Source organism: Nostoc sp. C117 (assembly GCF_043099735.1).
GTDB lineage: Bacteria > Cyanobacteriota > Cyanobacteriia > Cyanobacteriales > Nostocaceae > Nostoc.
The window spans coordinates 1,001,815-1,026,133 of record NZ_CP170991.1; the positions used below are offsets into that span (position 1 = coordinate 1,001,815).

2 protein-coding genes are annotated in these 24,319 nt (G+C 46.5%); both read right to left on the reverse strand.

Annotated elements, in window-relative coordinates; all coding sequences use genetic code 11:
• Positions 1-549: 549 nt before the first annotated feature.
• The gene (locus tag ACFG4S_RS05810) at positions 550-1,668 is read right to left on the reverse strand and encodes a ferrochelatase (RefSeq protein WP_392535919.1); all 1,119 of its coding nucleotides are present in this window, start codon (positions 1,666-1,668) and stop codon (positions 550-552) included.
• A gap of 750 nt (positions 1,669-2,418) precedes the next feature.
• Positions 2,419-23,868 carry a DUF4347 domain-containing protein gene (locus ACFG4S_RS05815; RefSeq protein WP_392533892.1) on the reverse strand — a complete coding sequence of 7,150 codons (21,450 nt, stop codon included), beginning with the start codon at positions 23,866-23,868 and terminating at the stop codon, positions 2,419-2,421.
• Positions 23,869-24,319 lie beyond the last annotated feature (451 nt).

The window sequence follows — 24,319 nt, forward strand, 5'->3', positions numbered from 1 at the left end:
TCTTTGCGTAAGACTACAGTTTCATGGTCATTAATGAGATTTTGGCGTATCTTTACACAGAACTCGTATAAGATAATTAACGCCAAAAGCTGATGAAAATTGTTGCTGGGTGACCAGTTAAGAAGCAAAGTTAGCGACTAAGCTTGCTAATTTGTGGCTGATCGATCGCTAGGATCTGGTGAATGCTAAATTAAGTTCCGGCTTTACAATCTGTTAACACGTAGTAAAGGTTACATTAATACTTACAGAATAACTTTGCAGAGCGAAGATAACCTGAGTGATGATACTGAGCTTTAGGGGAATTTTACTTAAAATATATTGAAAAAAAATAATTTCATATCAGTACCGTAACGCATAGGAAAATTAAAGAAGATTTGATGTCATGTCCCATTGAAAGATTGATATGGGGACGCGGGGAGATTTTTTTTTGATGATTGGAAATGATTGAGCGGTATCTATGCATCCAGGTACGGCATAAATTTAGGGTGGGCAAAATTTTGCCCACCCTATAAAACTAAACTATCTGTGTGCGTCCCTCAAAAACGCACATTAATGATGATGGTGGTGGTGGTGGCGATCGCCAGCTAGTTGGGGATTAACTGCCAAGGTTTCCTCTGACAACAACTGTGCAATATGATCGTCAGCCCATTCGGCAACCATTGCTAAGAACTCTGGGCGATCGTTGACGCAAGCCATTTGCACGTAGTTTGTACCAGGATGCTGTTTTTCCAAAGCATGGATAATATGGTGTACATCCAATAGAGTTTCGTGGTTTTCTGTGGCAAAGCCAATTGGCATAAAAATTACCACTTTTGCACCTAGTTGAATCAAGTTATTTGCTGCTTGTTCGGCGTTTGGCTGTGTCCAATCAATTAAGGGCGTGTCATGATTAAGCCAACCCACCGAGATTAACGGATAGCGGTTAATCAACTTATCCCGAACTAAATCGTACATTGCTTCACTTTCGGCAATCCCAGAAGTAAAGCCTTTAGCTTTATGGGGACAGCCATGATTCATTAACACAATACCGATTTGAGAAGGTAGATAAGCTCCTGCTAACTCAGCAATTTTCTCCTCAACCAAATGAGCCATCAAATCGATGTAAGCTGGTTCGTTGAAGAAAGAAGGAATGTAGCGCTGTGCTTTAACCCAGTGTTCTTCACCATCAGTTAACTCAACGAGAGCGTTGTTAACTTGCTCGATGGCAATACCACTGGTAAAGATAGAATCAACCACCAGCAATGGGTAAATTAGCAGCTTCTCAAAGCCTTGGTTTTTAATTTCTGCTAAAACTTGGTTGGGCAGAAAAGGGGCACAGAAGTTGAAAGCTTTGAAAACTTGAACCTTATCACCCCATTTTTCTTGTAAATTCTTCTCAATCCCAGCCCGTTGCTGTTCAAAGATGGCATTGTGTGGGGAGATAAAATCATGGTGTGTGTGTCCCCACTCATGGCGGTCAAATAGCGCCAAAAGCTTTGCTAGAGGGGGATAAATCCAGGTTGGTACTGGTGCAAATTTTGCTGTCAGTAGATTTAAAGCCTGTTCGTTATAGTTGGCGAAATCTTCGTAGCTTTCGACTTCGCCGTAGCCCATAAGCAGTACGGCTACACGGTCTTTACCTGATAGATGCTCGTGGGTATGTTGTACTTTTTCCGGCGTGGCAACCACAATTAGTTCCTCAAATATAACCAGAGTGCAGAGAAATATAAAGTTAGGGAATAGTTTACACATTTTCCCTACTAGTAACTTATCCTATCCCATCCAGGGGGATAGGATGGGTCGGGAAATCCCAATAATACATCAAAAGACATAAAACACTGACGTGGGGCATTGGGCATTGGGCATTGAACTAATGCAGCATCTGCTATGTTGCTGGAATAGTGAAAGTGCTGAAGATGCCAAAAAGACGCGTTTTCAGTGAAATTAATTTGGTACAGCTTTTTGCTAAATGCGTCTATGAACGCCGTGAAATTTTGCCTATCATCAGATAGTGTGAAAAATGAGTTAATCAAAGTAATTAGGGCTTTGTGTAAATATTCTGGTTTAGAAGTTACACAGTTAATTCATTTAAAAATAAAAGCTATTTATAAACGCAAGTGTAAGAAAATGTTTCAGGTGGAAGAGTTTCAAGAGAGGGTTATTAAGATATAACAGGAAAATAAAAGGTTGAAAATTGAGAGTAAAAGACTGAGGTTGTATATATTAGATTTTTAGCCCACCTTCGGCACCTTAACTGTCACAAAGGTAAATGTTCTAGAACTTACGCATTGACAGGGGTAGGGTCACACAGCTAGCTGTGCGCCCCTACAAATGATTTGTCAAATAATTGCCTTTTTCCCTAGATTAAATCTTCATCTCCTTGGTTTTGCTTGGTTTCTTTCGTCCTTCCGGCAGGTGTGCCTCCGATGAAGACTCGCGTTAATTAACAGTTTCATTCCCTTTCTTGTCAGTATTATCGTTGCCAGAGACAATGAACCAGTCTTCACCCTGTACACCGTCAAGAGTGTCACCGGCTACTGAGTCTACGACATTATCATCAGTGATATTGGCAGGTTTGAGTGCATAGAGACTATCAAAGCCTACGCCATTCTTGAGGTTGCTGATACGTTGAGAGTAGGAAACTGGTTGTAACCAAGCAGCTAACAGAGCAGCGATCGCACTCAAATCGGATGAATATCTATAGCTACCAGAAATCAAAATATCGTCACCCTTGTCAGCGTTGATGGTATCTTGCCCGAAGCTACCTAACAAAATGTCTTTGTCTATACCACCATAAATCGTATCGTTATCATTGCCGCCATCGATAAGATTGTTGCCAATTCCTCCACGGATAGTATCATTGCCGACATCGCCAAAGATAACTGCGTTAATCGCGCCAAGGTCAGAATTAACTGTGATGGTATCATCCCCGGCGTTACCGTAGATAATAATCCGACCGATAGTTGAGCCATTAGTGGTTCTAGCAAATTCGCCTTTGTCAGCGCCGTTGACTAACACGCGGATTGTGGAAGCACTGCTACCGCGGCGTACCTCAATGTTATCATTACTGCTACCACCACCGACAAACAAAGCGCTTTGGGTGGAGTTGGTTGGGTCTTGGGCAACGAAAACTTGATTGAGAGTCACATCGTTATTATTACTAGTAGTGGGTGGGTTGGTTGGCGGGTTGGTACTACCTCCACTTAAAGGAAGGGCTGTGGTGCGATCGTCTTCGGGGCCGCCTTGGGTATCGCGTCTGGCTTGGGTATTGCCAGGTTGGGGGTCACGAGGTGAACCACCTTGGTCTTGCCACTGGGGATCTTCTTGTGTGACTAGACCCAGTTCGCCATTAGGTTCGCTCAAGGTGCGGTCGGCTCCACTTTCTTTGCCCAAATCCAGTAAGAACTGCTGAATCTGCGGTGAAGGTGAGCGGACAACAGTTGGGTTACCGAAGGCGCTAAAGGGAACCAAGTAGCTGTTAAACTCGCCGCGCCAGTCGAAGAGGCGATCGCCACCTGTGTTGGCAATCAGCACATCTAGTCCACCGCCGCCGAAGGCAAAGTCGCGATCGGCAAATTCTACGGCATCGGGTTGGTTATTCAGACCGCCAGCCGTGTCATGATTATCATCGGCGTTCATTAGGTCGTCACCAAAACCACCAAAGAGACGGTCATTCTGCGTTCCACCAACTAGCCAATCGTTACCCAAATCCCCAGATACGCGGTCTTTACCATCATTGATTTTATTGCTAGCACCATCGACAGCATCAAAGTTGAGGAAGAAGTTATTAATTTTCTTCATCGGATTATTGGCATCATAGGCTGCCAATTTGCGAGTTACTGGGTCATAGCCCAGTGGGTTGGTGTTGGTAACTGGATTGCTATTGTAGAAAGCAGCTTGGGCTTCTGCACCGGAAATGCCATCGTCACCTGCACCACCGTGGAGGAAGTCATCGCCCAGACCACCGTAGATAACGTCACTGCTGCCACTTTCTAAGGCTGCTAAATCCACTGTTTTGTTTAAGCGGCCAGTGATGAAAGTCCATGCACCTGTGAACGGCCCAGGCAGACTGATTTGGGTTTGGGCATTAATTGCATTAACGCCGTAGAGACTTTCAGTTAGTCCATTGCGGCTAGTAAAGATTTTGCCATCATCCCCAAGCACGCCGTCTTCGCCAGTACCAGCGTAAATGCGATCGCTACCCACACCGCCATAAATATCATCATCCTGTCCTTCACCAAAGATCACATCGTTGCCTGTCATACCGTGGATTACGTCGTCGCCTGATTCACCGTGTAGTAGGTCGGCTGTACCGCGATCGCTGGCTGCACCACCTTGAGTGTAATCCAACAACTGAATTGTCCGTGGAATTACCTTCAGGGAACCGTAGAAGTCGTAGTTGAATTTGAGGAATTGACCATTGCTACCAATTAGGCGCAGGATATTACCGTTATCGCCAAGGATGTAGTCAGCATCACGGGCATGACCGTTGGCAGATTGATCGCCCAAGTCATTACGGGCAATATCGGTTCCTGCACCACCAAAGATGGTGTCAGCGCCGTCGGGTCGCTGGGTAGATGCAGTCAGGCTAAACAGGTTAGAACTGCCACCAACAATGTCATCTTGTCCGAGATTTCCTAAAATCAGGTCGCCGCCGCCGTTGCCTTCAATGTAGTCATCGCCATCAGTGCCAGCACCAGCAAAATCTTCCACGGATGCAGTTGTGGGAGTTACGTTAATTGAAACTGAACCGTCACCTTGAATGGTATCGTCTCCCAATTGACCGAAAATCACATCATCCTGTGCGCCACCTGCAATGTTGTCATTGCCAAAGGTGTTGGCTGCTGGGGTGTCGGAGTGGTCAAACAGGACAATTTGCCGTTCTTCGACGCCAGTAGGATTGACTTGGAGACTACCTGTAACTTGGGCAGTGCCGTTACTATCGTAGATGGCTTGACCATTGAGGACGCGGATACGAGGATTCAGGGCATCACCACGGCGGAGGATGGAAGCATTATCACCAGCAATGACATCGTTACCAGTGCCGCCGTCTAGTACGTCGTTGCCATCATTACCACCAGCTACATTGTGTCCGCCAACGATGTCGTCATCTTTACCGCCACCGTAGACGGTATCTGCACCCTGTTGACCAAGGATGATATCCTTGCCATCGGTTTGCTGTTCTGTGAGAATTTCGTCACCGTAAATTAAATCATTGCCACCGTTAAAGCTGTTGAGTGTGAAAATTGACTCAAACCGGAATGGATGTTGGGCAACTGGAAGACTCAGTGGTAAAAGTTGCCTGTTAATTGGTTGTCCTGCGACATTCGTCTCCACAAGTCCGTGGTCGCCAAATATCAAGTCATTGGCTGCGCCACCCATAATCTTGTCGCCAGCCGCACCACCAATGATGATGTCGTTGCCCAATTCCCCGGAGATTTCATCACTGTCACCGTTGTTCGGCTCCTTGGTTGTCAGTTTCAACACCTGACCAGTGGTGAGGATTTTGGTATTAGCAGCCACGTTTTGAGTAATTTCACCATGATCGCCGAATATCAGGTCATCAAACTCACCTGGGTTGCCTGCAACTATGGTTGCGTTAGGTTCAAAGTCACCAAATATCTTATCCTTACCACCTAGCAGATTGTCAGCGTTGAGGAATGTACTGGTGTTTGCTGTGGGGATAGTCAGCGTGCGGGTAATCACGTCAACATTGACACCGGAATCACCGTAGATATGATCCGCTCCTCGCTGTCCGTAAATCGTGTCATCACCGGAACCGCCTGCTAGATGGTCGCCAGCTTGAGAGCCGTAAATCGTGTCATTGCCTGCACCACCGTAGACGGTTAAACCGACACTAGGAAGTTGTCCAGCCGGGATGGTCTTGAAGAGATTGCGGGCATCAATGATATCATTGCCGCTCAGGTCAAAGGAATTTGCTAAGGGGAAGAGGAAGCGATCGTCAGCAGTACCCACTTGGTCAAAGGGCTTTTGACCAAAGTCTGCACCTGTAACGGTTTCTGGGCTGCCGCTATACCAAATGCCATCTTGAGAGGTGTCGCCATAAACCACCAACGGAGAGGCTGAACCACCACCACCGTTGACAGTAATTGTGTCACCGCCGATAATCTTTTGACCATTGCCATCGAGGATGAATGCCCCAGTGGTTGGATTGGTGAGGTAGCGGTTGCCACCACCGTGAACTGTTGTGATTCCGCCGTGGGTAGCAGTGGTGTTTAGTGTACTTTCAATTGTCAAGTTGTCGTTGCCACTGCCAAGTAACAAATTCAGGACTTCAAAAGTGGATTTGCCTGTAGTCGGGTCGCCGTAGGTAATGCCGCCCTTGAACACACTCGGCTCACCAAAGGTGGTGGTTCCTGAGAAAGTCAAATCCCCTGCCATGTTGAAGCCGGATAGATTAGTGGAAGTGAGTACACCTGTTTTATCTTCTTGGCTAGAGTCGTCAAAGATGTTGAGGGTGTCAATTTGCTGTTCTTCCGGCGGTTGAGTACCAATTCCCAACAGTGGCGCGTTCAATTCCTTAGGCAGGATGACGGCTGGATTCAGCGAACGATTGACTGTGGTAGTACCGCCAATGACTTCCAAAGGCCCGCGCAAGTTGCTTAATAGGTGCGGCTGGGTTGGGAACTGCTTCACCTTTTGGGTGCTAGGAGTCGGGACAAAGGAGGAATTGGCACTGACATTAACTGTCTGCGGTTGGAACCAGTTCGTTTGGTTGAAGGTGAGGGAAGTAGGCGTTGTAGTAGCTTGCCCATCATTTAACAGGTCAATGGTGACTTGCCCAACAGGTGCTTTAGTCAAGCGAACTGTGTACGTATCCCCTACTCCTGGGTTTGCTGGTGTGCCATCACCCTTAATTAGCAGGGTAGAACCATCGGTTTCCGTGACAATAACACCTGGTGTTTCGTCGTCTAAGACTTCTACATCTAATGAGCGTTCTCCCTTGGAGTTGCCGAAGGCATCGCTCACCACAAATGTACTATCTGTACTAGTAACCTTGTGTGTAATCACGGAAATCTTGGCATCCTCTGGTGCAACATCTTGGGTTGCAGAAACCTTAACGATAAACGGTGTATTCCAGTTGTTTTCGTTGAAGGTGATGGATTTATTTGCCGCCGAGAAGCGTGTATCTGCGGGATTAGCTGCCGATAGGGCAATCTGTCCATCATTAGCCAGCGTTACTGTCACTGTCCTACCAGCAGCAGGAGCCTTCGTTAGTTGCACGGTGTAAGTGTCAGTAATACCCGTTGTGGCATCTCCCTCCAGCACCAGCGTGCCGCCATTGCTTTCATTAATAATCAAGCCAGGCTGGTCATTGTCCAGCACCGTCACTTCAACATTTTTCACTGCCGCTTGATTGAAGGTGGCATCTTGGCTGGCGACGCTGTGGCTGACTGTAACTACCCGTTCACCCTCGGCGAAATTGTCATCATCTGCCAGTACATAAACCGTCTGCTGTTGATTCCAGTTGCTGCTATCAAAAACCAGCACAACTGAGCGATTATCTACAACTTCCGGAACCCCATTGCGAAGCACCGTATGGCGGAAGTTGCTTGCATCTTGAGAAACGAGGAGAGAATCAGCTCCTTGGGCTGCTTCTTCTGACGCTGACATGGCAGCAGAGACGGTAATGTAAACTTTAGCGGTGGGTGCTTCAGCTAGGCGCACTGTGTACTGGCCGACAGTTCCACCTTCGCGGACAACTGTCTCACCACCAGCTTGCTGAATCACCACCGCGCCTTGTTGCTGGTTGGCAACGTTGAGGTCAACACCCGCAGCTAGGAGCTTGTCATAACCTGCATCGGTGGCAGAACTGACTTTGTGGTTAATTACACCGCTCTGTCCTTCAATTTCTTGGGTAATGATGTTTTGGCTAACATCACCCCCGACATTTACGTTGTCACTACCCAGTCCGCCAATGATTCGGGTAGCTATGCCGAAGGGTGTACCAGTGACGAAGAAATCATCATCTCCTTCCAAACCGTCGATTTCAACGACTTCCACCCCGTTAAACTTGACATTTACGCCAGCGCCGAAGATGCCGTCTTCCGAAATCACAAAGTTATCGGCGAATTCCGTACCCAGGACGACTACTTTATCGAACCCAGTGCCGCCATCAATGGAAACGGGGGCATTGATGTTGTACTGTACTTGGTCATCACCGCTACCCGTCTTCACATCGACATTGCCATTGGTAGAGAAGTTGCCGACGACTGGATTCCCATTTTCATCGGCGAGGGCAAAGGCACGGATGACAAATTGGTCGTTGCCTGCATCTCCTTCTAAACGTAGCTCTGCTTTGTTCGCATAAACGGAGAAGGTATCATCGCCTGTACCGCCTTGAACAACTGTGGAGAAGCTATTGCCTTGGCTGAGGAAGCCACGGGTAGTTCTGATGGTACTGAAGACATCGCTGGCAGCTAGATTACCAATAGCGGCGGTGCGATCGCTACCATATAGTTGCCCGATTTGGAATTGGTCGTTGCCTTTGCCACCATCTAAGGAGGTGATGGCGCTGTTGTCGTCGCTTGCAAAGAAGTCATTTCCACCCAAACCGTAGACGTTGAGCCGTCCATTAATGTTGGCATCGTAGTTGACGCGCTGTACTTGTTGTGGGCGAACGCTGGCTAAATTACTGGGGGTTTGTGTCTGTCCTAATGTGCCATGCAGCAGGGCAACAAAGGCGGGAGAATCTGCTGTTTCACCAGGAATAGAAGTCATGCCCCGCAGCAGGAAGATATCATCAACTGGATCGTTAGCAGCGTTGGCGTTGCTGTCTGCACCGTTGATGGTCAGCGTATCTACACCATCATCTTTTGCTCCTGTATCCAAGGCGTTGATGACATAATCTCGGCGATCGCCTTGGCTGCCAGTGGTATTAATAGTGTAAGTATCCGTGTCTGCCTGTCCATCCAGGTTGAGGGTATCGCGCTTACCGCCCCTTGATGTTGTCATCGACTGGAGTTGGTTGACGGTGAACTGGTCTTCGCCATCGTTTGCCCCAGCAGTCACAGTTGCACCACCGAAGACGTTGGTCTGTCCTTTGAGGAAGGTCTGGTTGAAGACGAAACTATCGGCATCTGCATTACCAAAGATTTGTGTCTTATCAGTGACATCTGCACCAGATTGAATTGTCCCTCGTAAATCCATAACTGTGCCGAAGCCAGCATCAGCGTTTAAGTAATCTCCCTGAATTGTAATGTTGTCACCAGCAACTATTTCGCTGTTGTCTGTGGTGCTAACGTTGTCACCGACTCGCAGGTTGACTCCCTTAGCTGCTGCAATCCGTCCATTGGGAATTGACGTACCCACAGAATTTTCACCGCTTGCCAGTAGCTTCAGGTCTTCGCCTTGTGCTGATGTTTCATTCACTGTTAGCCGCACATCACCATCTACGGATTCTGTCAATAGTACATTTAGTGTACCATTCGTCTCCGTGAGGTAAATGTTGCCGTCAGTTGTAGTACCGCCATCTGCCTCCGCCACCAAGCGCCCAGTTGTCGGGGTGGAAGAGTTAATTTCCAGGTCATTATTACTGGTGCCAATACCACCACCAATGGCTTTCAGGTCAATGTTAGTCGCGTCAATATTACTGTTGCTGTCATTGCGGGAGTCTAAAATCGAGCCTTTGCTGGTGGTTAAAGTGACATCGCCTGCTGTGGATGTTACCTTATCAACGTTCAAGTCACCATTTGTCTCTGTAATGAAGATGTCTTGAGGAGCGGTAGCATTAAGATCCCCAACATTGGGGTTAGAGGAGTCGATTTCTAGGAAGTTAGAACTTGAACCAATGCCACCCGTCTGCGCTGTCAAAGTGATATTTTCACCTGTGACATCACTTACTGCATCGTTGAGGACATCGACAATCGATCCCAGAGCCGTCAAAGTAACATCATCATCAAGGGAAGTAATCGCTCCTACCTCGAGGTCGCCTGTTTTTTCAGTAACATTAATGGAGCCATTGGTCTCAATGTCAACGCGACCAGTGCCTAAGATATCCGTGATGCCAATGATATTAATTCGGGTAGTCGCAGTTGAGTTTTTCTTAACTACAATGTTGCCGCCAGAGGTAATTGAAGGATCGTTTGTGGGGTTGCCATTGGCATCTCTGCTAGCAAAGCGATAGGTGCTGGCGATCGCACTTGGGATGGTAGCAAAAACACCCACATCTTGGTCTTTACGAGCGCCAGCATCTGGTCTGAAGAAGTTGTAGTAAGGATCGGGGTGCTGGCTGGCTGGTTCATTAGTGGCATCAACGGTAATACCGCCGACTTTGCCAACTGTCGTTTCCTTAACACTGTCTTGCAGCAACAAGTCGATATCACCGCCAGCAACCAGCGGATCGATGTTAATTGTGAAGTCAGAAACAGCTGCATCCCGCAGACGACCTTTTAAGCTGAGTGAAATATCGTCCTTGGCGTTGATAAAAATCTGCTCGGCGCGATTGGGACTCTGCACCAGTTCCACATTCACTCGATTGTTAACGGTACCATCTGTGGCGATCGCACCGATACTGTTATTTGTGGCATTAACGTTGAAAATATTAGTGCGAACGGTTTGGGAAGTACCAGCTAAAATATTACCGCCCTGATTGAGGATGTTTGTTTTGCCGATGGGGTTCTCAATCAAACCATTGAGCGTAATATTAGATGCACTCAAGTTTTGGATATCCACCAAGGTTGGTGCGACGCTGCGCTCAATATTAAAGTTGAGGGTTACATTTGTGGCAGTGAGTCCTACCTTTGGTTGACCAGTGCGGTTGACAACATCAATGTTATTGACGGTTAGCTGCTTGGAAGATTTATTAGTGATTTTGACTGACTTAAATGTATCCAGGAAATCAAAGGTGCCTTGAGTTCCTTGAATCGTGCCATTTAACGCCTCAAACAACACCTCAGCAGTGCCTCTGTTTTGGATATTATCAACAGAAATATTCCCAGATATGGCTCCTGTGGTTTGACCGCCATTTACTGTCACGTTCACTGCTTTGGCGATGTTACCGTTGGCATCAACTTCTAACACCGGATTGGGAACGCCAAGAATCTCAACGTCAGCATTCCAAGTTACTTGCCGAGTTTGCACCTCGCTTGATTGATTGCTGTCAAAGTAGCGGTCTGATGTGTCAACGGAACCAGCCGACCTTTCTAAAGGAGCGTTAAAGGTTTCTACGAACAGTGCTAAATCATCTTTGTTCTTGTCTTCTAACGGGCTATTGCTGCCTCTAGCTCCTGCAGAGATTTTTGCCCCGGCTTCAGCGTTAACTGTACTAGAAATATTATCTGTACCCAGCGCCCGCGCTTCTTGGGGTGGAATCAGTGCCACTGCCAAACGTCCTGCTTTGCGCTTGATTTCAAAATTATCGGTGTTAGCGGTATTAGAGTCGTCTTGGTCACCATGTCTAGCTTGAATGTCAACGCCCTGGTTGCCTGCAATCTCGGCGTTGCTCTTAATTGCCACATTAGCATCGGAATCAATGTCAATTTCTGCATCCGAGAAGGCTGTGGCAACTCCCAACAGAATTGGGCTAACGGCTAAACTCTCAGCGGTGGCGGTGGCTTTCATCCGCGATACTTTGGCATCGATGTTAACCGCCTCGCCAGTGACGATCGCTCCTTGACCAATTTCCACCTCGGAAATTGCCCCTGTGGATTTCCCAACTCTTACACCACCAGGGAAATCGCTGTTATCTTCTTTATCGGCGTCAGCACCAGCACCGATAGCGATCGCTTTGGTTTTAGAATTACTGGAGGCGGTCGTTGCGGCATCTGTGTGAATATTTACCAAGTTGCCGGCGGTAATGTTGGCATTTCCTCCCACCTTTGCCTGGGTCTTGTAGTCAACCTGGGCTGAAGTATCAGCAACCGCCGCCGAAATGGCACCGCCGCCTTCGGCAGTAGCGCTAACATCCACTACGTTATCGGAGGTGGCAGAGAGTTCAAAGTTACTGCCTGCTTTAATCACCACATTCGTAGCATCGCCACTTTCGTTGCCAACAAAGGCGGTTGTAGTTGCTTCTCGCGTCACCTTCGTCCGCACAACACCGATTTGGATGGCACCACCCGCTCGGTTATCTGCCAAGGTGGAAATATCTCCAGCAGATGAGGAAAGAATTGCCACATCTCCACCAGCATTGATTTCGTTGGCAGCAATGTAAGCTTTAACGGTTGGTTTTGACTTGGCAACAGATGTCGGAACTGCCACATCTGCCAGAGAACCACCAGCACTGACTACTGTTGTTGAAGATTTCCCATCGCCGGATGTCGGTAAAAGCTGACTGAAGGGTGTACCACCAGCACCCAAGAGCTGATGCTGTCCAGTCGGCTGGGAACTGAGATCGATGTGCAGTGTATGGCTTCCTGTTGCCCCACCAGATAAATCAACGCCTTCTGTGCCGATGAAGTGAGTTCCGGTGATGTTAGTTGCATTCAAAGTAATGGCAGTACCGTTGGGAGTTGCCGCCAGTTGGAAGGTGCCAGCACTTTGGTTGGCGTTGACGACGTAATAAGTGAAACCATCTTGCAGACCAGAAATTGGCTTGTCGCTGGCTCGAATCAAGGTGTGGATAACGTTTTGGTCGGCTGCGGCAGTTTTCGCAGGTATTAAATCGATCGCCTTCACCGCAATGTCATCGCTGGTATCGTTAGGCGTTCCGTTATCACTGCCTGTTGCTTGTGCCTGGGTTGCTGCCAACTGGATTTCATCGGCGTTTTTCACGATTACATAGTAAGTACCGCCATCAACGAGATTACCGATGGTAGCTCCGTTGCCCTGCTTGCGATAAATCACAGCTTGACCTGTGGTGAAACCGTGATTTTCTAGGAAGATGTTGTTTCCTTCCGGTACATTTTGAATGTTATTGTTACTGTCTAGCCCTAGTTGGCGATCGCCGTTGTTTTCCACAACGGACACATCAACTAAGCTGCTACTGAATTGCTTGGCTGAAGGGGCGCGGTAAGTAACAACCTGTCCATTGCGGAAGTTATCATTTGTGTCATTATTTGTGATGGTTAATGTACTACCGCTAATGGCTGTTGGGCTGAAGGATTTAGTTGGTGCTGTCGCCTCTGCTAAACTGCTTGCTAACTTAATGGTGGTGTCATCAATCTTGCGGACGTAGTAAACTTGGGTTTCATTCAAGCCACCAACATCGGTGTTGCTGCCACTGCGATACCGAACCACATCTCCAGTCTGGAAATTATGGGGGCCGTCGAAGGTAATAGTATCTTTTTGTGCATTAATCTTGGCAGCGTTAAAGGACGATCCCAAACGGATGGAAAGAGGCTTAACGGATATATTGCTTGCCGTTTCCGTTTCTAGTTGATCCTGACTACTCAATGTCAGCGTTGAGCCGCTAATCGCAGTAATGGTATATGTGCCTTCATTCTTCGTCAACCCTGAGATGACGATGCGTTGTCCAACACGGAAGCCGTCTGTCGTCCATTGTTGACCATCGCTGCGAGTGATGGTATCTGCACTGCCAGCGTTGGTAAATACCAATTGCTTAACGCTGACGGCCGTCGTTGCCAAAACGTTGTATTCCCGTCGCTCTTGTTGATTTCCTGGGGCTGTGATGAATTCCTGCAATCCGCCGATGGCCGAGGAATTATTTGGTGCATCATAGGTGACGACGATGCCATCAGGCAACTCATAACCAAAGTCAATTGTGTCTTGGGTCAAGTCAACCGCCGTCGATGGTGTGAACAGATCCGTCGGCGGTGTACCATTTCCGTCAGATGCTGCCTCGGCTTTAACACCAATGTTACCCTCTGCTTTGATGGTCGAGCCTGTGCCGATGTAACTGCTGACTTCCGGCGAAATCGTGGTATTCACCGTAGCCGCACTCACGTTAGCGCCAATGCTACCGCCATAACTCCGAGCAGTGGCATCTCCTTCTGCCCGAATTGATTTCGCGTCTACTGTGACATTGCCGGCTACTTTGTTTTCTGTGTTGACATTGTTACCAATATATGCAGTTGTTGTGGGTTTAACGTTAACTGTGGCATCAATGACGTTGACATTTGCCAAGACGCTGCCTGCACCTGCCAGCATGTCGGCAGTGACAACATCTGTGCTTTCAGCATTGATGGCGATCGCTCCTGCCTGTTTAATGGTCGCGTCATTGCCAATATAAGCCAAGGTTGCTTGGGTATCTTCGGAATTTGCCACCATACCACCCACAGCAACCAATCCGCCGACACCTACGCGGGTATCAGCTTTGGCTGTTACCTTCGAGGTGGCTTGCACCTGAACTGTGCCATTGGCAGCGGTAATGGTGGTGTTACCCGTGGAAGTACCATCTGCTGCTTTACCGATGTAAGCCTCTGTCTTGCCTTGTGCCTTCGATATCGAATTAGCGCCAGCACCAGCACCGCCAATAGCAAGTGCTACTGAGGTCGCTATGGAAAAGGCTGTAATATTGGCAGTTGAGCCAGCGATCGCTGTAATACTACCCGTTGTCGAGGTGACATTCGCGCCATCAATGTATGCTTTAACTTTGTTGCCAATGGTATTTTCACTGATAGAAACACCAACTGAAGCCCCAGCTACAGCAAAGGACAATGCCCCAGAGCCTACATCAGACTTGATTGTGGCAGAATCCAATCCTGAAAGGTTAACGGCTCCAGTGGCGTTAATTTTACTACCACCAGTGATATAGGCGGAAATTTGGTTAGTTGTTTTGTTCTTGGCGCTAGCTCCCGAACCTGCTCCCGCAAAACTGAATTGAGAAATTGCCCCAGCCACGGAAACAGCCACAGACAAGGCAGTAATAGTTTGAGTAGACTTAGCTGCTAGTTCAACACTACCCGCAGATGTCACAGTTGAGTTGTCAATATAAGCTTTAACGCCGTTGTTGATGGTATTCTCAGCGATTGATGCGCCAACAGCCACCGAGCCTGCGCCACTACCCCCGGAAATGGCGACGCTACCGCCGCCAGCATTGGCGGTAATAATGGAGGTATCAGTTGCAGTTAACTTAACTGTGCCGTTATTGGTGGTGGTAACTGTACTGCTGTTGCGAATTGATGCGGCGATCGTATTGTCAATTGTGTTGTAAGATCCAACTCCAGCCCCCGCCAACGCAACGCTACCAGAACCGCTAGCAGCCACAGAACCAGCCCCAGCTAAGGCAAGGACATCGACATCGGCGGTGGAGGTGGCGCTGAGTTCTACATTACCAGCAGTGGTTACAGTCGAGTTATCTACGTATGCCTCAACAGTATTATCGATGGTGTTATTAGCTAAAGAAGCACCAATGGCTAGGGAACCAGCACCACCAGAACCTGCGGAAATTGCGATCGCCACACCACCCGCATCGGCGACAATTGTGGAGTCATCCGTTGCAGTTAGCTTGACGTTGCCAGGATTTGTTACAGTCACATTCGCTGTATCCTGAATCGATGCTTCAATTGTGTTGCTGATGGTGTTAGTTGTTTGCGAACCAGCACCAGAACCAGTTAAACCACCGCCACTACCACCTGCCACTGATAAACTGCCAGCGACTGCCAAGGCATCGATATCTGCGGTGGATGTTGCTGTCAGGGCTACACCAGTAGAGGCATTAACTGTTGATTTGTCAATGGTTGCTTTGATCGTATTGTCGATGGTATTAATAGCGATCGCTGCACCCACAGAAACAGCAGTTCCACCACTGCTACCACCAGCCAGGGCTACTGCTACCCCACCTGCATCGGCATTAATAGTAGAAGTGTCAATTGCTGATAGCGTCACACTTCCGCTATCTGCTGTGACATTATTGGTATTGTTAATCGATGCTTCGATGGTGTTGCTAATGGTGTTATTGGAACTGGAACCAGCACCAGAACCCGTAACTCCACCACCAGCTCCAGTTCCACCTGATAAAGCTGCACCCAGAGTAAAGGCGTCAATATTTGCTGTGGAGTTGGCACTCAGCGCCACGCTATTACCCACCACCGGAGAACCATCAATAGTTGCCTTGGTAGTGTCGCTCACTGTGTTGGTTGCTAGGGCAGCTCCCACAGAAATAGCCACGTTGTTGGGTTGGCTACTCAATGCCAGAGCCACTGCCACACCACCAGCATCGGCGACAATGGTGGAATTATCGGTGGCTGTTAATGAAACTGCTCCACTAGCATCCACGTCGGCGTTATTCTTAATCGACGCCTCAATTGTGTTGTCAATGGTGTTAGTTGACGAAGTTCCAGCACCAGAAGCACTCAACAGTGTTTGGCCTGCACTAGCAGAAATCGCCCCAGCAATGGTTAGAGCGTCAATCTTTGCTGTAGATGTGGCTGTAAGATTAATTGCATCAGCAGTGGACTCTACTTTGGCATTGTCGATCGCTGCTTTAACGGTGTTAGAAATCTTGTTAGTAGACTGGGATGCACCAACGCTCAAGGCGGCACTCAAATCTTTGCCGATACTCACGGCTACGGCTACACCACCAGCATCTGCTGTAATATTGCTGGTGTCTGTGGCGGTTAAATTCACAACTTCCTTGGCTTTGACATCTGCTTTGTTGCGAATCACCGCTTCAATGGTTCTATTCACAGCGTTATCTGAACCAGCTCCAGCCCCAGAAGCGGCTAACCCTTGCTTACCACTTGCGCCAGAAACAGCACCGCCAATTGTTAACGCTTGAATGGTGGCTTTTTGAGTAAAGCTGAAGGAGTGAGATGAACCCGAACCAAGGGAAGTCAAATCAATGGCGATCGCATTGTTCGCATCGGCTTCCGTAGAAGCTAGCTTGATGGTATTAGTGTTGACTACGATTACGTAATACTCTTGTTGTCCAGTCAGCCCGCCAATTACAGACCCACCGTTGGCATATTTTACCTTCTGCCCTGTGGTGAAATTGTGGTCTTGGATGGTAAGCGTATTATTTGCCACATTCACAACATCTGCACTGGAAGCATTAAACGTAATTGCTTTATCCGCCGAGGATCTCGCCGTTACGTTCACATCACCAGCTGTAGAGTTTACTTTGGCATTATCAATTACAGCACTGACTACATGGGGATCTTTGGCAAAGGTGAAAGTGTGACTACTGCCAGTTCCCACAGTAGTCAGATTGATAGCCATTCCATTGCTAGCATTCGCTTCGCTCGTTGCTAGCTTGATGTTGTTGCTATCTACCACAATCACATAATAATCCTGCCCCTCGGTCAGCCCACCGATGGCAGTCCCATCGCTGCCACGGGAGTACTTGACTCGTTGTCCGGTGGTCAGGTTGTGATTCGCAGAGTTAATCTTGTCATTGGCAAGATCCACTGCCCCAGTACTAGAACCGTCAAAGCTAATGGAGTCTGTGGTTTGTCCAATTCTATTCGTGGCGAAGGATGCCCCAACCGATACAGCACCACTGGCATCTTTACCTAATGCTACGGCGATCGCTACACCACCCGCATCTGCCTTGATGGAGGCGTTATCAATTGCCGTAACGTTAATGTCTCCTGTGGCGCTGACATTGGCAGTGTTTTTGATTGAGGCTTCGATGATGTTATTAATTGTGTTACCAGAGCCAGCCCCAGCCCCAGCAAAAGCACCACTTAATCCTTTAGCACTACTGGTTCCAGAAACTGAACCAGCAATGCTCAGAGCTTTGATAGTGCCTGTGGAATCAGCTGTAACGTTGACAGTGCCAAGGGAAAGAACTGTGGATTTATCGATGTAGGCTTTAGTGGAATTGGTAATTTTATTTACCGATGCCGATACACCCACAGAGACACCAACCGAATTCGATTGCGCCTGAGCTAAGGCCAAGCTAAAACCACCAGAGTTGGCTTCAATATAGGAATTATCTGTGGCTGTAATGTTTAATGCTTTGCTGGCGTTCTTAATGTTGACAACGCTGTTATTGCTAACGAAGGCGGCAATGTTACTATCAATTGTGTTCCCTGAACCAGATCCGGCTCCAGCTAAACTGAAAGCACTATTGGTGGGAGCGTTGCTAGCAGCCACACTACCGGCAAGGGTGAGGGCAAATATCTTGGCTTGAGATGCTTTGGCAGTAACTTCTACATTTCCAGAAGTTGAGATAGCCGAATTAATGATGGAATTGTCGATGTAGGCACGAATGGTGTTGTCTATTTTATTAGTTGCCGCCGACACCCCAAATGTCAAAGTGTTGGCATTACCCCCAGTAGCACCGGTGATGCCAAGTCCTAAAAGTCCGGCGATCGCATAGATTTGTGATGTATCATCAGCAGTTAGCTTCAAATCTCTTCTAGCATTAACAGAGGCATTTTGTAAGTATGCTTCTGTGGTATTTTGAATTACGTTTTGGGAAACTGAACCAGCAACATTAACTGTGGTGGCTCCTCCTGCTGGGTTGTTGACATAATTTCCAGCTAAACCGATGGAACCAGAAACCACTATGACATCTTCCAGTGCTTTGAGTTCCACATCACCGGCTGTGACTGCTGTCCCAACAATAAAAGCTTGGGTTTTATTTTTAAAATCGTTCAGGCTGTAAGCGCCATAAAGACTCACCTTAGTCGCATTGGTTGGCTGGGGATTTGGATTTGGATTTCCGCCAAATGCAAACCCACCGGAGAAAGTTCCTAAGAAGGAATCATTAATGGCATTTAAAGAGACATTGCCTGTAGTGCTAATAGTACCAGTGTTATTAATGTAAGCTTGGGCGGTATCGTCGATGTAATTGAGGGCAACGTTACCAGAAGCATTCACTCCAAAGTCGCCTGGTTCCGGCGCAGTTGGTTGAGCTGCCTCGCTGTATGAACCAGCCAGGGAGAACACCCAATAATTGCCTGTGTTCTTGGCTTCTAAATCAACATTACCAGTCACATTAATTGATAATGGATTGCCAACTGCTTGATTGGGATTGTCTAAATCCTTGCCAATAATGGCTTTGGTTGTACGGTCAACTTCGTTGTAGCCCACAGATGCGCCGATGCCCACATTATCGGTTTGCTGTATCGAACCAACAATGGCATATCTTTGGACATCACTCTCGGCTTTGACGCTGATACCTCCACCTGTGATGTTAACGCCTGTGCCAATCTGGGCAATGGTTGTACTATCTTGGGTAAAGCCGAGTCCACTACCACTAAACCCAACTTTTTCGGCATCACCCCCAGATTGCACAAAGTCCAGCCAGAAAATCTTTTCTTTGGCTTTGACATCCAAGCCTTCACCAAGGGAACCTGTATGAATGAATGCTCCGGCTCCGATTTTAGCAATAGTATTATTTGTTACACGCTGCACAGCAACGGAAACGCCAAGACCACTACTGGCACGATTACCAAAGAAATTGAAGACCTCGGTCGGATCGTTTTTATAAGCTCCTCTGGCAAGATTATCAACTGCTAGATCGATATGAATGATACCAACTGCATTCAGCAGTGTCATATCAGTAACAGCATTGACGAGGACTGCTTGGGTATCAGTGCGATAATTTGTTTGTTGATTGATTTTGGCGTTATCGCCAATGGTGGCTTCAGATCTGTTTTCGTATTGTGAGTAGGAGCCTGAGAGCGCAAAACCAAAATCTCCACCTTTGATTTTTTGTGCTACTCCATCTTTAACGTCTCGACCACCTTTATTTTTGGTGGTGACAAAGGTATTTAAGATCCGTTTGGGGAAACCCAAAGTACCATCAAGCAAAACGTCTGAAATTAGAACTGCTAGGTTGCCATAGGCATTGAGGGGATCGCCTGTAAAATCAAAATCTTTCTTGAAGTCAATGAGGAAGGGATAAGTCAGATCGGTAGTTACTGCTAATTTGCCTTTGGCATCTATCTGGGCATTATTCGCTACCGTTGCCAGGACTGTATTAGTGTAAATCCCTACGCCAATGCCAATTGCGATCGCATTTCCTTCGGCATCTTTACTGGTTGCCGCCTCTACTATTGTTTGTAGCTTTTGTTTGGTGGTGGCGGCAACCGTCACATCTGCATCAGACTTGAGGACAGCATTACTACCAACATTGGCAGTTACGGTATGTTTAAACAGGTTGAGTCCAAAACCTACTCCCAGAGAAAAACCCTTGTTATCATCCATTTTCCCAATAGGATTCTGAATCAGATTTCCCTTGGAATCTTTGACATCCTGCTTACCTTTGAGCAGGTCTTTGGCTCTCCCTGGCTCTGTCAAGGGTGTAAAACCACCAGTATACAATAATGCTGGATTGGCTAGTAAATCCCGCCATTTCGGACTCGAACCATTAGAACCTTTGGTGATTACTTTATCTGTAGCGTCTAAGTTAGCAGCGATGGTGATACCGCTAGTTGCTTGAGGAATTTTGAAGCTTTGAGATTGTCCTGTGGGTACGCTAGCAACGCTGGCATCCAGGTCGATTGGTTTTGCATTAATAGCCTCTAGCACATCTTCAGTCAACTGGATGGTATTGGCATCAATGACAACTACGTGGTAATATTCTTGGTTTGTTAAACCTCGAATTTCTGTATCACCTGCTGTGACAGTTTTAAATGCTTTGAGGTTATGAAGTGAACCAGTACCTGTGGATGTTAAATCTTTAACAGCTTGAGTGGTGGGATCGAGGAGCTTGATGGTATTTGCATCAATAACTTGTACCTTATAAGTGGCATTGGCTGTCAGCCCACCAATCACAGTTGCACTCTCGCCTAAGTAACCAACTTCGTAGGTGACGGTATCCCCTGTCTGCAAACCATGTGACTCAATAGTGATTTGGTTGTTCGTCACATCTACTGCTGTTTGTGGTTCAAATGAGAGGTTGTAAGGTAATGATGCAGTTGTAGAAACGGTGGGATCTACTTGATAGTAGAGTGTCTGACCCGTGGTAAAACCATGATTAGCGATTTTAATCGTGTTTTTCTCACTATCAACGATCGCATTATTAGACGGATCGAACTCAATGGGACTTCTCATGGACTTAAATTCGTGACTAGTCCCCGCCGCCCCTGCTAGAAGATCCACAGCAGTCCCATTCTCTGCTGCTTCTAGAGTGTTAGCTAGCTTAATGGTATTTTTATCTACCACAATGGCAAAATAGCCCCGTCCGCTAGTCAGTCCACCAATTGCCGTGCCTGTACCACTGGAATAGTTGATGATTTGACCTGTAGCAAAGCCGTGGTTAGCAATGGCGATCGTGTCATTATTAATATTTACTATCCCACTACTGGTGGGATCGAAAGAAGTCGTCTTCTGGACTTGCTGGTTATAGTTCAACAAGTGGGATGTGCCTGTACCACTGGCTTTATGAGAACCTTGGGCATCCTCGACAAAATCGATCGCACTGCCAGTTGCTGCCGCATCAATTGTATATGCTAACTTAATATGGTTTGCATCAACGACAATGACGTAATGCTCAACTCCAGTGTCGAGTTCATTGACATCAGTCCCATTTTGATCGCTGGAATAAATTACTTTCTGACCTGTGGTCAAGCCGTGGTTGGCAAGAGTGATGATATCGGTATTAACATCAATAGCTGTCGCTGGATCGAAGAAGATCCCTTTCTGTGGACTTAAGCTGTGCTTCACTCCACTTGACACATTTGAGTTATCAATATCAAGTGCAGTACCTTTTGTTAGTTTGATGGTATTTTCATCTATTACAAAAACGGTGTAAGTCTCGCCATTGTTCAGACCGCCAATGTCAGTACCACCGCCATTGTTGTAAACAATTTCATCTCCCGTTTTGAAGCCGTGATTGGCAATAGTAATTGTGTCATTTGCACTATTGACATTTGCTAAGTCAAGGTTTTTTCCTACTGATGAACCACTAGCGGTAATCTTGCCATTGACTGTAGCTTCGATGTTAGTTTCATCCCAGTTAGCACCAACACCTATACCCGCTTTGCCATCAAGGAAAATGGAGGTTTGAGCTTTTCCTTCACTGTTAACCTTGCCATCTGCTTTTACATTGACGTTGCCACTGGCGTTAATAATAACCGCTTCGTCTACAATAGCTTTAGAAGTGGTTTTGGTGTTGGCTATTGCAACTGCAAAACCTTTTTCATTACCATCGGCAGCGTCAAATCTCTCCATGACGTTACCAAGGACTTGAGCCAGCACCTTAGCTGTGGTTGTAGTCTTTGACGCAATGTTGACATCTTTGCCGGCATCAATCGTGGTAGTTCCTTGAATCGAAACCTGAGCTTCCCCTGTAGCTTGCCCATAAGCTGCGGCAAATCTATTTTTGTTGATGTTGCCAAAATCATCAACCATGCTGATGGCTTTCACACTACTGTCAACATTAGCTGATGTGGTGATATCAACTTTGCCACTAGCATCAATATCAGCATTTTTGACTGTGATATCCGCATCAGAACCCCGCACCTCAACTGTTGCGGGAATAGTGAATTTTGATAGTACATAAGAAAGGGAATTTGTCGCGGGTTCAATAAATAACTTCTGCGCCCATGCAGGTGCTTGACTGAAGGGATTGTAATCTTCAGCATTGGCTTTCAAGGTAACATTAGCGCCCTTGATTGTTGCCCCATCTACGGTAATACCTGCTGTCTTATTGGAGTAACCAAATAACAGCGTGATTCCACCCAGCCTTTGTTCTATGTCTTCTGAAGTGATAGAGATATCACCAGCTTTTTCGGTGTCGCCGCTTGCTACCTGTGCTAATAATTTGGCTCCAGTATTAACTTCAATTTTAGGATTGGGTCTAGCCCAACCAGCTATACCGCTGATTAAGTTAACACCAGGATAGTCTTTAAGATTTACTGAAGCTTTCAGGGTAATGTTACCAGAATCACCAGTAGAACTGGCATTTACCCAATCAGGAGTTCCAGTTTCGTTAATAAAACGAGAGGAAATAATGGCATTGTCAAGAATTTTAATTATTGGTGCTTGGATAGTTAGGTTTTTAAAACCGCTACCACCAATGAAACCACCAATTGTCACCGTATCATAACCAATAATGGTGAGATTGTCGCGATCGCCTGTACCATCTCCAGAGATTTTGAAATTGCTACCTAGAGTGAAATCACCTGATACATTGATGGTCGCATCACCAGTAACGGTAACATTGCCGCTAAGGTCGACATCTTCAGAATTAACTACGTCTGTGCCATAGGTTTTTGTACCACTGATATTCCCCGAAATTGAAGTCAATACGGAATCATACGTGGCGATCGCATTATCTGAAAAAGCTAAATTAGTTTCTATAGCACCAGTTGTCGCTTCCAACTCCCAGTCACCACCAAGAGCAGCATTTCCCGTTAAGTCTGTGGAAGCTGCAACATCAGCTGTTGTCAAGGTACTCAATTGCTCTATAAAATCCGAGCCTTCATTACCTGCTGCAACATCACACCCATAGAGAACCAAGTCTGCATCTGGAGTCAGGGCACTAGCCCACACTGTTAAATCACTTGTGTAATCGTCAAGTGTGTCCAAGCTCAAAACGGAAGAACCAAGTTGTAAACTCCCAGAACTACCATGAGAAACAATATGAACAGCAGATACTCCTTGATGTTGTGCTAAGACCTGGCTGATTTGATGCACTCCATCTTGTGTGCCATCCAGCAAGATAATTTCTGCATTCAGGTCTACCCCTGCGATCAAAGTTTGATAATCCTCAACACTGGAAGAATCTATAAAAACTAACTCATGAGCATTGGTGCCAACTACTGAACTTCCAGCAGTTTGCCCTGTTAATGAATCGATATCTGTAATTTCAATATTTGAGTTTTTAGCTGAGTTTTCATCACTGAAAGATACCGGAAATAATCCTCTCCCAGCATCCGGATCTAGTTTAAAAATCGGAGTATCTATAACCGGAGGACGTAAAGATAAAAGTTGCTTTTCTTGAGAATTAATCGGAGCAATTATCTGGTTTATTCCTTGAAAATCAGCCTGATAATTGAGACCTTCAGATACATTTACTGGATTTATATCTACTAATGGGATAGAGTTATTTTCGCCGGAAATAGTCATATTAGCTTCAGTTATTTTTAGTACAAAATATTACATTTATCTATGCTTAAAAACTTGCAAGCATAGTTTTCCTCTGCTCAGATTTTCCGCTTTTAAAATGATAAAAGTTTAAAACCTTTGCACAGAACTTTTATGCCACTTACTTCTTCTGTTAAAACAGAGTCAGGAAAAGGCAGAAATAAAGTAGGTAATAAGGAACATCAACACTGAAATTAGCCGTACTATCGCTTAACTAAAAGCGGTCTCTCTTACTAGAATTGCATTAGAACAATAAAATTTTCACTAATGCACAATCAAGCGATTACCATTGCATTCCAAGTTATAGAAATTTAGCTATACCTTTAACTTCCAAAATAATGTTCAAAATTCTACTGTTGGCTAAGTTCAGCTAGTTATTGACAATAACTGGTGAAATTGTGGTAATTACTGTTCAGATTCAACATACCATAGA

What these genes read in the sequence shown, in the direction of transcription:
- ACFG4S_RS05815 (WP_392533892.1), bottom strand. Translation starts at nt 23,868, where the DNA reads ATGACTATTTCCGGCGAAAATAACTCTATCCCATTAGTAGATATAAAT.